The following is a 13985-nucleotide window of genomic DNA, read 5'->3' on the forward strand; positions in this document are numbered from 1 at the left end:
GCATGGCAGCCGTCGAGACTGGTCGCAACCGGCCGAGAACGGGCGCTCGCACGAGCCGAGTCGCACGACGGCCCACCGGTGCACGGGCGGGGATCAGTCGAGACCGAGGCGAGGGGGATCGGGCTGATCTCGTGCTGACTGGCTGCTGAGTGGGGGCGGGCAGGGTGGGGCGCGTACCGAGACGAATTCGCGACGGCGAGGAGAGCCGACATGTCACTCACCATTCCGGGGTTCGCCGGGAAACGCGTCACCGTGGCCGACGATGTGGCGCTCAACGTCGCGGTCGGCGGGTCGGGCAGCCCGGTCGTGCTGCTGCACGGCTTCCCGCAGACGCACCTCATGTGGCGGCACGTCGCCGCGGACCTGGCCGCCGACCACACCGTCATCTGTCCCGACCTGCGCGGGTACGGCGACAGCGACAAGCCGCCGGCCGACGTGGACGGGGCCACTTACTCCAAGCGCACCATGGCCGCCGACGTCGTCGCCCTGGCCAAGGCGCTCGGATACGACCGGTTCGCGCTGGCCGGGCACGACCGAGGCGCGCTGGTCGCCATCAGGGCCGGGCTCGACCACCCCGGCGCCGTCACCCACCTGGCCTCGCTGGACGTCCTGCCCACCCTGGACACCTGGGACGTCATGCACGGCCGGGCGGCGGCGGTCGGCTTCCACCTGTATCTGATGGCGCAACCCCCGGGCCTGCCCGAGAGGATGATCGCCGCCGAGGCGGACGCGTTCTTCGGGCACTTCCTCGACCTGTGGGTCAAGGACCCGGACGCGATCCCGGCGGACGTGCGCGCGGCGTACCTGAAGGCGTCCCGGGAGGCGGTGCCGTCGATCGTGGCCGACTACCGGGCCACGGCGACCATCGACGTCGAGCACGACGAGGAGGACCGGCGGGCGGGCAGGAGGCTGGGCATGCCGGTGACGGTGCTGCAGCAGGACTGGGGGTCGGCGCTCGGGTTCGACGCCGCCGAACGGTGGCGGGCCTGGGCGTCCGACCTGGAGCACCGTACGGTCGGCTGCGGTCACTTCATGGCCGAGGAGGCCCCGGCCGAGGTGATCGCCGCCCTGCGGAGCCTGCTCGCACGGTGAATGTCCGATTGTTGGAGCTGAAGGCCTGCGCGCGGCCGGAAGCGGTCGCGCGCAGGCCGCACCGCTAGCCGGTCGTGGGCTTCACCTCGTCGTATTCGACGGCATAGTCCTGCTGCGAACGATCCTTCAGCGCGAACGCCGCCACAATGCTGATCACCGAGCAGATCGCCATGTAGACCGCGATGGCGAACGAACTCTGGTACGTCGCGTACAGCCAGACCGCGATCAGCGGCGCGGGCCCGCCGGCCGTGAGCGAGGCGAGCTGGTAGCCGAGCGAGGCGCCGCTGTAGCGCAGCCGCCCGGTGAAACTCTCGGCGATGAACGTGGCCTGCGGCCCGTACTGGATGTCGTGGATGGGCGCGGCCAGCACGATGGCCAGGAAGACCAGCGACGGGACACGGGTGTCGAGCAGCGGCCAGTAGATGAACGACCACACCACCATGAGCGCGGCGCCGATGATGTAGAGCCGCCTGCGGCCCACCAGGTCGGAGATGTAGCCCCAGAACGGCACCGTGACCAGGGAGACGAGGCCGGCCACGATGACGTACGTGTAGACGTCGCTGGCCTCGAAGCCCAGCGTCTTGGTGGCGTACGTGAGGATGAAGACGGTGAAGATGTAGAACGGCGCCTGCTGACCGGTGCGCAGCAGCGCGCTGAGCACGATCTCGCGCCAGTTCTTGGCCAGCACCTGCCGCACGGGCACCCGCTCGACCTTCTTCTCGGCGACGAGCTTGGCGAAGACGGGCGTCTCCAGGATGCCGAGCCTGATGTAGAGGCCGACGGCCGCCATCAGGATGCTGAGCAGGAACGGGATGCGCCAGCCCCAGTAGGGGTCGATCGGCTGGAACACCTGCAGCGCCAGGTAGCCGAGCACGAGCCCGACGGGCACGCCGAACTGCGGCCAGCTGCCGAGGAAGCCGCGCTTGCCGCCGCGCGACTTGCCCCATTCGGTGGCGAGCAGCACCGAGCCGCCCCACTCGCCGCCGACGCTGATGCCCTGGAGCAGGCGCAGGACGGTGAGCAGGATGCCGCCCCAGATGCCGATCTGCTCGTACGTGGGCACCAGGCCCACGAGGGCGGTGGCGATGCCCATGCTCAGGAGGGTGATGATGAGGGTGGCCTTGCGGCCGATGCGGTCGCCGTAGTGGCCGAAGATCGCCGCGCCGATGGGCCGGGCGGCGAAGCCGCCGAAATAGGTGCCGAGGGCGAGCAGCAGGCCCGTCGTGGGGTCGCTTGTGGGGAAGAACAGCTCCGCGAAGATGGTGCTGGCGGCGAAGCCGTAGAGGAAGAAGTCGTACCATTCGATCGAGGTCCCCACGGCGGAGGCGATCACCGCCCGGACCAGTTGCCGTCTGTTCTGCTGACCTGTCGCGTCGAGTCCTTGCTGGTCAACCATCTACCGCTCCTGGGGTAGGTCGCGCGTTAACGGTGACGGTACATCAAGGATCACCGACGGTCACGAGGCGAAGTGATCGCGAATCGGCGCCACGCGCGCGCCCGCGCGCGACGCATTCGCGACCGGATCGCGACGGGATCGCGACGGGATCGGCGGTACGCGTGCGCTCGCGGGCGATGCGGGTCGTGCCTGGTTGCAGGGGGTGTCCGGGGGTAGCGGGAGGGCTCTGCCGCTTGAGGAGGACCTAGCGATGCGTCCGCGTTCCATCCCGTGTTCCAGCCCGCGTCCCGTCTCGCGTCCCGTCCCGCGCCCGGTCCCGCGTCCCCTCCCGCGTCCCCTCCCGCGTCCCGTCGTCTCCGCTCTGCTCGTCGTGGCCCTGGCGGCCACCGGCTGCGCGAAGGCGGAGCTGGACGACGCCAACCGGATTCCGCAGAACGACGGGGCCAACGCCGACGTGGGCGACAGCCTGCGCCTGCGTAACGTCTTCCTGCTGCGCGGCGCCGGTCAGGACGCGTCCGCGCCACCGGAGGCCCTGTTCGGGGTGCTGATCAACGAGGCCGGGCAGCCCGACCAGCTCGAACGGATCACGGTCGAGGGAGGCGGCTCGGTGCAGCTCGCCGGGCCGCTCGCGCTGCCGCCGAACCAGGCGGTCGGGACCGGCAACCAGCCGCTCGGCACGGTCAGCGGCGTGCGGGCGGGGACGGTGCCGATGACGTTCACGTTCAGGGAGGCCGAGCCGGTGCGGATGATGGTGCCGGTCAAGACCCGGACCGGTCACTTCGCCGATCTGCCGGCCGCCCCGCCGGCCCAGCCGTCCCCGACGACCCCGGCCACCGCCCCGCCCTCACCGTAAGCCGAGTGAGTCGGTCAGCGTTCTGGCCGCCTGGGTGACGAGTTTGCCGTATTCGGCGCGCAGCGCCTCCGGCATGCGGCTGGCCGGGGTGGAGACGCTGAGGCTGGCGACCGGCCCGTCGGGGCCGAGCACGGCGGAGGCGACGGCGGCGATGTCGGAGCGCCACTCGCCCCGGTTGTCGGCGTAGCCCCGCGCGAGCACCGCGTCCAGCTCGGCCCGCAGCGCGTCGGGGTCGGTGATCGTGGTGCCGGTGTAGCCGAGCAACGCGCCGGCCGGGCGGTGCAGGTGGGCCAGGACGGCCTTGCCGTTGGCCGAGGCGTGCAGGGGCAGCCTGATGCCGAGCGGCAGCACGATGCGCAGCGGCTTGTCGGTCTCCAGCCGTTCGATCAGCACGACCGCGTCGCCCTCGGGCACCATGAGGTGGATCGTCTCGCCGGTACGCTGGCGCAGCTCCTCCATGACCGGCATGGCCGCGTCGCGCAGCCCCAGCTCGGTCGTACGCGCGATCTGCAGCGCCTTGCTGGTGACCTGCCAGCGCGTGACCTCGCCGCCCGCGGGCCTGATCCAGCCGGCCTCGTTGAGCGTCTTCAGCGAGCGCTGCACCGTGCTCTTGGGCAGGCCGAGCCCTCTGGCCAGCTCGCCAACCCCGATCGGCTGGCGCGCGGCGACCTCTTCGAGCACCCGGAGGGCGTTGATCACGTTCTGCATCATTGACTCCTCTACGGGCTGATTTTAATGTTAATGAACCGCACGGCGGCACACTGTGCCGTGTGATGGCACGGAAGGTGGAAAACCAGTGGGCCGGCACTTCCTGCAGATCCCCGGGCCGACGAACGTTCCCGACCGGGTGCTGCGCGCCATCGCCCAGCCCACCATCGACCATCGGGGGCCCGCCTTCGCCCTCCTGGCGAACGAGCTGCTGGAGCGGCTGAAGGGCGTGTTCGCGACGAGCGGCCCCGTCGTGGTCTATCCCTCCTCCGGTACGGGCGCCTGGGAGGCGGCGCTGGTCAACACGCTGTCGCCGGGTGAGAAGGTGCTGGCGTTCGAGACCGGGCACTTCTCCTCACTGTGGTGCGAGATGGCCGCCCGGCTGGGCCTGGTCGTGGACCTGGTGCCGGGCGACTGGCGTCACGGCGCCGACCCCGCCGCGCTGGCCGAGCGCCTCACCCCCGACGTGGCCGCCGTGATGGTGGTGCACAACGAGACCTCGACCGGGGTACGCAGCCGCGTCCCCGAGATCCGCGACGCCCTCGACCGGGCCGGTCACGACGCGCTGCTGCTGGTGGACACGATCTCGTCGCTGGGCTCGATGGACTACCGCCACGACGAGTGGGGCGTGGACGTGACCGTCGGCTGCTCGCAGAAGGGGCTGATGCTGCCGCCGGGGATCGGCTTCAACGCGGTCAGCGAGAAGGCGCTGGCGCGCCGGGGCCGGCTGCCGCGCTCGTACTGGGACTGGGATCCGATCATCGCGTCCAACCGGCAGGGCTTCTTCCCGTACACGCCGCCCACCAATCTCCTGTACGGGCTGCGCGAGGCGCTCGTCATGCTGGAGGAGGAGGGCCTGGCGGCGGTGTTCGCCCGGCACGACCGGCACGCCGAGGCGACCAGGCTGGCCGTGCGCGGCTGGGGGCTGGAGGTGCTCTGCGCCGACGAGCGCGAACACTCCAGCTCGCTGACCGCCGTACTGATGCCCGACGGCCACGACGCCGACGCGGTCAGGCGGCTGATCCTGGAGCGCTACGACATGTCGCTCGGGACGGGCCTCGGCCGGCTGGCCGGGCGCGTCTTCAGGATCGGGCATCTCGGCCACTTCAACGACCTCATGCTGGCCGGCACGCTGAGCGGGGTCGAGATGGGGCTGCGCGAGGCGGGAGTGCCGATCAAGGAGGGCGGCGTCAGGGCGGCGCTGGCTCACCTGGAGGGCGGCCGATGAGCCTGGGGCGTCCGGCAGGGCTGGGGCGTTCGGCGGACCCGGCGCGCCCGGCCGGCAGCCTGGCCCGCGAGCTGGCCCCGATCCTGTCCGGCGACGTCAGGGACGACCCCTACACCAGGCATCTCTACTCCTCCGACGCCAGCATGTACGCCATCGAGCCGCTGGCCGTCGCCTTCCCCCGCCACGCCGACGACGTGCAGGCCCTGGTCGCGGCCTGCGGCGAGCTGGGCGTGCCCATTCTGCCGCGCGGGGCGGGCACCAGCCTGGCCGGGCAGACCGTGGGCGCGGCCGTGATCGTGGACTTCTCCCGGCACATGAACCGCATCCTGGAGATCGACGGCCGCACCGCCCGGGTGCAGCCCGGCGTCGTCCAGGACCAGCTCAACCGGGCCGCCCGCAAGCACGGGCTGATGTTCGGCCCCGACACCTCCACCAGCAACCGGGCCACGATCGGCGGGATGATCGGCAACAACTCCGCCGGCAGCCACTCCGTCCTGTACGGCTCCACCATCGACCACGTGCGTGAGCTGCGGGTCGTGCTCGCCGACGCCACCACCCCCGACCTGGCCACCGACGCCCGGCTGACCACCGCGGTCGCCGAGGTGCTGGACGGGCTCGACCTGTCGGGCTTCCCGCGTTTCTGGCGGCACTCGGGCGGCTACCGCCTCGACGCCGCCGCCGGCGGCGACCTGACCAGGCTGATGGTCGGCTCGGAAGGCACCCTGGCCGTGGTCACCGAGGCCACCGTGGACCTGGTGGAGCTGCCCAGGGCCAAGGCCATCGCGGTCGGCCACTTCACCTCGACCCCGGCCGCCATCGCCGCCACCGCCGACGCCCTGTCCTTCGGCGCCGCCTCGGTCGAGCTGCTGGACAAGGCCATCCTCGACCTGTCCAGGCAGCGGGTGGACTACGCGGGCCTGGGCGACATCCTGGAGGGCGAGCCGCAGGCGCTGCTGTTCGTGGAGTTCTTCGGCGACGGGCCGGCCGAGGTGGCCGACCGGGTCGGCAAGCTCGCCGCCACCTGGAAGGCGAACGGCCACGGCTACCACACGCTCAAGGCCGTCACCGCGCGGGAGCAGTCGGCGGTGCTCAAGGTGCGTAAGGCGGGGCTCGGCCTGCTGATGGCCTCCAGTGTGGGCAGCCGCAGGCCGCTCGCGTTCGTGGAGGACACGGCCGTGCCGCCCGAGCGGCTGGTGCCGTACGTGGAGGAGTTCGCCCGGATCCTCGACCGGCACGGGCTGAGCGCCGGCTTCTACGGTCACTGCTCGGTCGGCTGCCTGCACATCCGGCCGTTCGTGGACCTGCGCGCGCCCGGCGGGGTCGAGACGATGCGGGCGGTGGCCGAGGAGGTCGCCGAGCTGGCCGCCAGGCACGGCGGCGTCAACTCCAGCGAGCACGGCGACGGGCTGGCCCGCTCCGAGTTCAACCGGCGGCTGTTCGGCGACCCGATCTACGAGGCGATGCGGCAGGTCAAGCAGATCTTCGACCCGCACGGCCGGCTCAATCCCGGCAAGATCGTGGACGCGCCGCCGATGACCGACCACCTGCGCGACCTCGCCAGGCCCGAGCCGAAGCCCCTGGCCACCACGCTGTCCTTCGGCCCGGGAGGCATGCACGCGGCGGCCGACCGGTGCATGAACATCGGCGTGTGCCGCAAGGACGACACCGGCGTCATGTGCCCGTCGTACATGGCCACCCGCGAAGAGGAGCACTCCACCCGCGGCCGCGCCAACGCCCTGGTCAAGGCGCTCTCGTCGCCCGATCCGAAGCGGGAGCTGGGCGGCGAGCGGCTGCACGGCATCCTCGACCTCTGCCTGGAGTGCAAGGCGTGCCAGTCGGAGTGCCCGCTCGGGGTGGACATGGCCGCGATGAAGAGCGAGTTCCTGCACCAGTACCAGCAGGAGCACGGCGTGCCGCTGCGCTCGCGGGCCTTCGGCGCGATCAGGACGCTCAACCGGCTCGGCTCGGCCACCGCGCCGCTGTCGAACTGGCTGGCCGGCACCGTACGCGGCCCGCTCCGGCTGAGCCCGCGCCCGCTGCCCCGATTCCGGCGTGACAACCTGCTGCGCTGGTTCGCCCGCCGCCCCGAACGCCACCCCGACCGCCTTTCCGACCGCCGCCCCGAGCTGGCGGGAACGCGCGAGGTCATCCTGCTGGCCGACTCCTTCACCACCTTCACCGAGCCCGCCGTCGGCCGCGCCGCCGTCGAGCTGCTGGAACGCGCGGGCTACCGGGTGCGCCTGGAGTCCAGGGGCTGCTGTGGGCGCTCCAGCATCTCCAAGGGCCTGCTCGACCAGGCACGGACGATGGCCGCCAACCTGGTCGGCCGCCTGGCCGGCTCCGACGCCCCCGTCGTCGGCCTCGAACCGTCCTGCCTGCTCACCCTCAAGGACGAGTACGCCGCCCTGCTCCCCGGCGACCCCCGGGTGGCCGCGGTCGCGGCCAGGGCCAGGCTCGTCCCCGAACTGCTGGTGGAGGCCATCGACGACGGCTCGCTCGTGCTCGGGGACGCGCTCAAGGATCGCCGGATCCTGCTGCACGGCCACTGCCACGAGAAGGCCGTCACCGGCACCACCGCCACGCACGCGCTGCTGTCCAGGATCCCGGGAGCGGAGGTGACGGAGATCGACGCCGGCTGCTGCGGAATGGCCGGATCGTTCGGCTTCGAGGCCGAGCACTACGACCTGTCCATGAAGATCGGCGGTCTCCGGCTCTTTCCGGCGATCGCCGCGTCCTCACCCGACACCCTGCTCGCGGCCACGGGGGTCTCGTGCCGCCAGCAGATCGCTCACGGCGCGTCCCGCACCGCTGTTCACCCGGTCGAGCTGATCCATCGGGCGGCCGGGCTGCCATAACACGTTCGGGGGAGATCGGAGTACGCAGTGTCCGCAGAGCTCCTGTCCATTCTCGCCCTCATCGTCATGTTCGTCGTGGCCACCCTCTTCCCCGTGAACCTGGGAGCACTGGCCCTCGTCGGCGCCTTCCTGGTCGGCACGCTGGCCGCCGGCATGGAGACCGACCAGATCCTCGACGCCTTCCCCGGCAGCCTCTTCGTGATCCTCGTCGGGGTGACGCTCCTGTTCGCCATCGCCACCAACAACGGCACCGTGGACTGGCTCGTACGGGCCGCGGTGCATCTCGTACGGGGGCGGCTGGCGGCCATCCCGCCCGTCGTCTTCGTCATCTCCGCGCTGCTCACGGCCGTGGGGGCGCCGGCGCCCGCCGTGGCGGCGATCCTGGCGCCGATCGCGTTCGGGTTCGCGGCCGACTACCGGATCCATCCGATGCTGATCGGGCTCATGGTCGCGCACGGGACGCAGGCGGGGGCGTTCTCGCCGATCAGTGTGCTCGGCGGGATCGTGAACGGCGTCACCGACGAGGCGAACCTGCCCGGGAACAACCTGGTGCTGTTCCTGTCCAGCTTCGCCTTCAACACCGCGGCCGCGGCGATCGTCTTCTTCGTCTTCGGCGGCCGGGACCTGCTGCGGCGCGGCTCCCTCGAATCCCTGCCCGGCACCACCCCCGCCCCGGCCGCTCCGTCCGGGCCTGCTTCGTCCGGGCCTGCCCCGTCCGGGAGCACTTCGTCCGTAGCCGGCTCGGAAAGCACCTCCGGCGGTGGCGGGGTGGGCACCGCCACGACCCAGGACACCGCGACCGGCGGCGGGCTGCGGCTCACCCCGCACCAGGCGCTCACGCTGACCGGCATCGTCGGCCTCTGCGTGGCCGTGCTGGCGTTCAAGCTGGACGTCGGCCTGACCGCCGTCACCGTCGCCGTCATCCTCTCGCTCACCTCCCCCAAGACGAACAAGGGCGCCGTCGAGCGGGTGGCCTGGCCGACCGTGCTGCTGATCTGCGGCGTCGTCACGTACGTGGGCGTGCTGCAGGAGATCGGCACCGTGGACTACGTCGGCTCGGCGGTGGCCGCGATCGGCATCCCGCTGCTGGTCGCGCTGCTCATCTGCTACGTCGGCGGCGTCGTGTCGGCCTTCGCCTCGACCGTGGGCATCCTCGGCGCGCTGGTGCCGCTGGCCGTGCCGCTACTGTCGCAGGGCAGCCTGGGGCCGATCGCGATGATCGCGGCGCTGTCGGTGTCGTCGGCCATCGTGGACGTCAGCCCGTTCTCGACCACGGGGGCGCTGCTGGTGGCCAACGTCAGGGGTATGGAGAGGGACGACTTCTACCGCAAGCTCCTGGCCTACGGCGCCGTGGTCGTCCTGGTCGGCCCGGTGGCCGCCTGGGCCGTCCTGGTCGCGCCCGGCTGGCTGGGCTGACTCGCGGGTTCGCCCGGGAGGTGGGCAGGCCCAGGCTCCGGGAGAAGGGCCTATCGCGTGGGCTCCGGGGGAGGTTTCATCGTAGGCACAACCCGATCGTGGAGGCAGACCGTGGCATTTCAGCTCATCGTTCTCTACAACCACCCCGAGAGCGCCGAAGCCTTCGACAAGCACTACGACGAGACGCACGCCCCGCTGGCGGCCCGGCTGCCGGGGCTGCGCTCGTACACGGTCACGCGTCCCGCCGCGGCGGGCGACCAGCCGCCCGCCTACCACCTGGTCGCGGTGCTGACCTTCGACGACGAGGCGGCGTTCGGCGCGGCCATGGCCGGAGAGGAGGGCAAGGCGGCCGTCGCCGACCTGGCGAACTTCGCCGGGGCGGGCGCCACGATGCTCACGGGCCCCGCCGGCGTGGTGGTCTGACGCCACGATGCTCACCCGGGTTCACCCGGGGTTCCCCCCGGCCCGCGGGGGCGATGGTCTGACGCGGGCCGGGAGACCGGCGGCCCCGCGAACTCAGTTGATCGAGGGGGCGGGTATCGGCACCCGCCCCTTGTAGGGGTCGACGCGGCTGAGCGCGCCGCGGGCGATCGCCTTCACGTCGGAGTCCGAGAACTCCTCCGCCAGCGCGATGCCCAGCGCCACGAACAGCTCCCGCGTCTCCGCCACCGTGGGCTGGGCGCTGAGCCGCGGCGCCCGGCCCAGCTCCAGCAGCCGGGTCTGGTCGAGGCTGTTCTCCAGTTCGACGTTCCACGGGTGGTAGTGGTCGCTGTCGCGCGGGATCGCCAGCCCGGGGAACTCGGGGCCGCGCTGGGTGATCACGAGGTGGGTCGAGGTGAGGTCGCAGCGGAACAGCGAGAAGGTGTCGGCGAGCCCGATCTTCAGGTCCAGCAGCCGGCTGTTGCGCTGCTGGTACCAGCAGGCCGCCAGAATGGTGGAATAGACGTCCTTCCGGGTGTCGAGCGGCGTCCAGCCTTTCTCCTCGGCCCCGTCGGACGACAAACTCTGGTGCAGCTGCGTGTACGCCGCGCACAACGTCTCATTCGTCGGGTCGAGCAATTCGAGCAGAAACCGCATCCGCCGCCGCGTGGATTTCGCGCGCTCCACGCATTCCGGCAGGGTGACCCCCCGGATGTAGGTTCCGGTGCCACCCTTGAACAGCCACAGATCGCTGTCCTTACGCGCCTCGGCCAGTAACCGGGTGATGGCCGCCCCGTTCAGCGACTTGACGGAATCGCCGCTGGACAGCAGTTTCCACATGCCGTCGGTCGCCCGCGTCACCGCGGCGATCTGCTCGGCGACCCGGGCCTGCCGGTTCCTGTCCCTGATCCACACGTACGCGAGCAGCGCCAGGACCGGCAGGATCAGCTTGTCGGACTGACCGTCCTCGAACACCTCCAGCAGATCGAGGATGCTGACGGCGGCGGCCACGAGCAGCACGATGCCGAGGTCGAGGTTGGACATTGCGTTGCGGAGCCGCGTCGTTACCGTCGTCATAGCTTGTCGTTTAACCGGCCGGACGCTTCCCGTCAAGCGTTCATCACCGTCCGGCACCGCCCGCCGCCCGTTGAAGCGGCAATGGGGCGATTTTCTCGCGGAAATGACGGCCGCCACTTCCACCGCCGTTTCCGCCCTCGTTTCCACCGTCGCTCCCGCCCTCGTTTCCGCCGTCGCAGAGTCACCACAGAGTCACCCCAGGGCCGGCGCAGGGCAGTCGCACACTCTGACCCGCCGTTTGGTAGCCTCCGTTGCTCTTGATGTGATGCGATGGAAGCCGTAGCGGGGCGGTCGATCGAAGCAGGGGTGTGATGACGGAGTCGCCCGAATCGCGGGACGACAGTACGGGAACCCGGCGCGGGCGCAAGCCCATCCGGCCGGATCCCGAGTCCGGCCCCGTCGCGCTGTTCGCCCATCGTCTCTGGGAGCTCAAGGAACGGGCCGGCGACCCGTCCTTCGCCGACATGGCCTCCCGCCTCGGGGCGGCGGCCTCGAAGTCGTCCCTGGCGGCGGCGGCCCGGGGCAGCGCGCTGCCGAGCTGGGAGACCACCTGGGAGTTCGTCCGGGTCCTGGCGGTCGACCGGCTGGGCGGCGACCCGGAGGAGGTCAGACGCGAGTGGCGGACCCACTGGGAACAGGCCGCCAACCTCGGCTACCGGGACGACCTCCTCGCCGGGCAAAGCGGAAGCGCCGCACCTGACCATCCCGTCCACGGGCCGCCGCCGTCCACCGGCGCGCCCGCGCGGGAGCACACCCCCCTGGCATCCGAGCACCGGCCTCCGTTCACGGACCGGGAACCCTCGTCCGGGGAGCCGCAATCTCCGCCCGCCGGCCACCTGCCCCCGTCGGCGGACGACCGGGCACCTGGGTCCGATCACGAATCGTCGCCCGCCGACGGTCCTCGGCCCGCACCCGCCTCCCCCGGTCGTCCCGCGTCGGGCAAGCGGCTGACCGTGCTGGCGGCCGTCACCGGCGTGGTGGGCGTGGCGGCGATCCTCATCGGATGGGTGCTGCCGCTCATCACGGGCGACGCCAGGACCGGGACCGGCACCGCGACCAGCCCGAGCCCGTCCGCCCCCCAGTCCCTCACGCCGTTCGACGACTCGAAGTTCGAGAAGGACGTGACCTACCCCGACGGCACCGTCGTCCAGGCGGGCGAGTCCTTCGACAAGACCTGGCGCATCCGCAACGCGGGCAATGTCCCGTGGCACGGCCGCTACCTGACCCGCATGAACGACACCCCGTGCAAGGCGCCCAAACGGGTCGGGATCGGGCCGGTCGCCCCGGGCGAGTCGGTCGACATCACCGTACGCGTGCGCGCCGCTGACTCCCCCGGCCGCTGCAAGATCTACTGGAAGATGACCGACGAGGACAGCACTCCGCTGCTCGCGGGCAAGCGGCCGATCTTCCTCGACGTCACCGTGGCCTGACTCTCACATTCCATGGCCACCGCGGCCGCATGCGCCGGTCAGGGCCAGCTCGGCGCCGGTCGGGGCAGGGGGTTGGCGCCCTCGGGGCGCAACCCGTCGAAGATGATGGCGAGGTAGCGCCGCCACAGGTCCGGCTCCGGATTCGCCAGGAACCCGATCGCGTGCACCGGCGCGCAGATGAGCAGCAGCACATCGGTCCCGGTGATGTCGGCCCGGACGGCGCCCGCGTCGCGGGCCCGGTCGACCAGCGATCCGATGCTCGCGTGGAACTCGTTGCGGAGTTCGCTCACCTCGGAGTCGCCCTCGGCGACCGTCTGCAGGAACGCCAGGTCATGTTGCCGCTGCCCGCCCGCGGCCACGGTCAGGAACTCCAGCAGCGCCGCCCCGGGATCGGCCGAGTCGAGCAGTCGCCGGGCGACGGCGGTGAGCGCGGCGAAGTGATCGCCGACGATCGCGGCGATCAACTCCTCCTTCGTGGCGAAGTGGGCGAAGACGGTGCCCTTCGCCACACCCGCCCGGCGGGCGATGTCGGCCATCGAGGCTTCTATGCCCCGCTCCGCGAACTCGTCCGCGGCCGCGGCCAGGAGGAGCTCGCGGTTACGTGCCGCGTCCGCGCGCAGGGGGCGGCGATCAGGCCTAGTCACAGGCGAGATTCTAGCAAGTTGACCGAGAGGTCATGTTGTGGATAGGTTCACGAAGTCAACTTGACCCAGCGGTCATTTTACGACCACTGGGGTCAGCGGGTCCGATCTCAGGAGAGTCACCGATGGAACTGCACGGCGCCACCGCACTCGTCACCGGCACGAACCGCGGCATCGGCCACCACTTCGCCGTCGAGCTACTGCGGCGCGGGGCGAAGGTCTACGCCACCGCCCGCCGTCCCGAACTCGTGGACGTCCCCGGCGCCGAGGTGCTGCGCCTGGACATCACCGACCAGGAATCCGTCGAGGCGGCCGCCGCCGTCGCCACCGACGTCGACCTCCTGATCAACAACGCCGCGTTCACCGCCGGCGGGAACCTCGTGACAGGCGACCTCGACGCCATCCGGCTGACGATGGACTCGAACTACTACGGCACCCTCGCCATGATCCGGGCGTTCGCTCCCGTGCTGGCCCGCAACGGCGGCGGCGCCATCCTCAACGTCCTGTCGGCCGTGGCCTGGACCACCGTCGACGGCAACACGTCCTACGCCGCCGCCAAGTCGGCGCAGTGGGGCCTGACCAACGGGGTCCGGGTGGAACTGGCCGGCCAGGGAACGCACGTCGCCGCCCTCGTCCCCGGGCTCATCGCCACGGAGACGTTGCGGGACTTCGCCGCGAACGCCGGAGTCGAATTCCCCGAAGGCACGCTGCTGGACCCGGCCGACCTCGTCCGGCTCGCCCTGGACGGGCTGGAGGCCGGGGAGATCGAGATCCTCGACCGGATCGGCGCCGAGGCGAAGGCGACCCTCACCGGCCCGCCGCGCGCCTTCAGCCTGGAAGCCGCCGCGGCCGCCTGACGCGGCCGCCAC

The 13985-nt window shown here is 71.5% G+C and carries 12 protein-coding genes; 8 read left to right on the top strand and 4 right to left on the bottom strand.

The window, feature by feature from the left end; translation table 11 throughout:
• The first annotated feature begins 210 nt into the window (after positions 1-210).
• Entirely contained in the window at positions 211-1092 is an 882-nt protein-coding gene (locus AB0C27_RS01415) for an alpha/beta hydrolase (protein WP_357836045.1), read from the top strand.
• Positions 1093-1156: 64 nt separating this feature from the next.
• On the opposite strand, the gene AB0C27_RS01420 is transcribed toward AB0C27_RS01415, so the two are convergent.
• Positions 1157-2488: an MFS transporter gene (locus tag AB0C27_RS01420; RefSeq protein ID WP_357836048.1), complete on the bottom strand. Its 1332-nt coding sequence runs from the start codon at positions 2486-2488 to the stop codon at positions 1157-1159.
• A 250-nt stretch (positions 2489-2738) separates the two neighbouring features.
• Here AB0C27_RS01420 and AB0C27_RS01425 point away from each other — a divergent pair, with 250 nt between their 5' ends.
• Complete coding sequence (locus AB0C27_RS01425) at positions 2739-3341, top strand: hypothetical protein (protein ID WP_357836051.1); 603 nt, start codon at positions 2739-2741, stop codon at positions 3339-3341.
• On the opposite strand, the gene AB0C27_RS01430 is transcribed toward AB0C27_RS01425, so the two are convergent.
• Positions 3333-4049, bottom strand: coding sequence for an IclR family transcriptional regulator (locus tag AB0C27_RS01430; RefSeq protein WP_357836054.1), 717 nt, complete (start codon positions 4047-4049; stop codon positions 3333-3335). The two genes, AB0C27_RS01425 and AB0C27_RS01430, sit on opposite strands and share 9 nt — an antisense overlap.
• Positions 4050-4137: 88 nt before the next feature.
• Between AB0C27_RS01430 and AB0C27_RS01435 the strand changes: the two genes are divergently transcribed.
• The 4 genes from AB0C27_RS01435 to AB0C27_RS01450 all read left to right on the top strand — a co-directional run bounded on the left by AB0C27_RS01435 (position 4138) and on the right by AB0C27_RS01450 (position 9971).
• Positions 4138-5277: an aminotransferase class V-fold PLP-dependent enzyme gene (locus AB0C27_RS01435; protein WP_357836057.1), complete on the top strand. Its 1140-nt coding sequence runs from the start codon at positions 4138-4140 to the stop codon at positions 5275-5277.
• Entirely contained in the window at positions 5274-8132 is a 2859-nt protein-coding gene (locus AB0C27_RS01440) for an FAD-linked oxidase C-terminal domain-containing protein (RefSeq protein WP_357836060.1), read from the top strand. Before AB0C27_RS01435 ends, AB0C27_RS01440 begins: the two co-directional genes overlap by 4 nt.
• Before the next feature lie 27 nt (positions 8133-8159).
• Positions 8160-9548 (top strand): SLC13 family permease, encoded by a 1389-nt coding sequence (locus AB0C27_RS01445; RefSeq protein WP_357836063.1) that lies wholly within the window; start codon positions 8160-8162, stop codon positions 9546-9548.
• Between the two features lie 111 nt (positions 9549-9659).
• Positions 9660-9971 (top strand): EthD family reductase, encoded by a 312-nt coding sequence (locus AB0C27_RS01450; RefSeq protein WP_357836065.1) that lies wholly within the window; start codon positions 9660-9662, stop codon positions 9969-9971.
• A 93-nt stretch (positions 9972-10064) separates the two neighbouring features.
• Here the strand turns inward: AB0C27_RS01450 and AB0C27_RS01455 are convergent, their stop codons facing one another.
• The gene (locus AB0C27_RS01455; protein WP_357836068.1) at positions 10065-11045 is read right to left on the bottom strand and encodes a hypothetical protein; all 981 of its coding nucleotides are present in this window, start codon (positions 11043-11045) and stop codon (positions 10065-10067) included.
• Positions 11046-11356: 311 nt separating this feature from the next.
• On the opposite strand from AB0C27_RS01455, the gene AB0C27_RS01460 reads away from it, so the two are divergent.
• Positions 11357-12475, top strand: a complete 1119-nt coding sequence (locus tag AB0C27_RS01460) for an NBR1-Ig-like domain-containing protein (protein ID WP_357836071.1) — start codon at positions 11357-11359, stop codon at positions 12473-12475.
• Positions 12476-12513: 38 nt separating this feature from the next.
• On the opposite strand, the gene AB0C27_RS01465 is transcribed toward AB0C27_RS01460, so the two are convergent.
• Positions 12514-13119: a helix-turn-helix domain-containing protein gene (locus AB0C27_RS01465; RefSeq protein WP_357836074.1), complete on the bottom strand. Its 606-nt coding sequence runs from the start codon at positions 13117-13119 to the stop codon at positions 12514-12516.
• 122 nt (positions 13120-13241) lie between these two features.
• Between AB0C27_RS01465 and AB0C27_RS01470 the strand changes: the two genes are divergently transcribed.
• A complete protein-coding gene (locus AB0C27_RS01470) occupies positions 13242-13973 on the top strand; it encodes an SDR family NAD(P)-dependent oxidoreductase (protein WP_357836077.1) in 732 nt (243 codons plus the stop codon).
• Positions 13974-13985 lie beyond the last annotated feature (12 nt).

This window comes from Nonomuraea sp. NPDC048882 (genome assembly GCF_040649755.1).
Taxonomy (GTDB): Bacteria; Actinomycetota; Actinomycetes; order Streptosporangiales; family Streptosporangiaceae; genus Nonomuraea; species Nonomuraea maheshkhaliensis.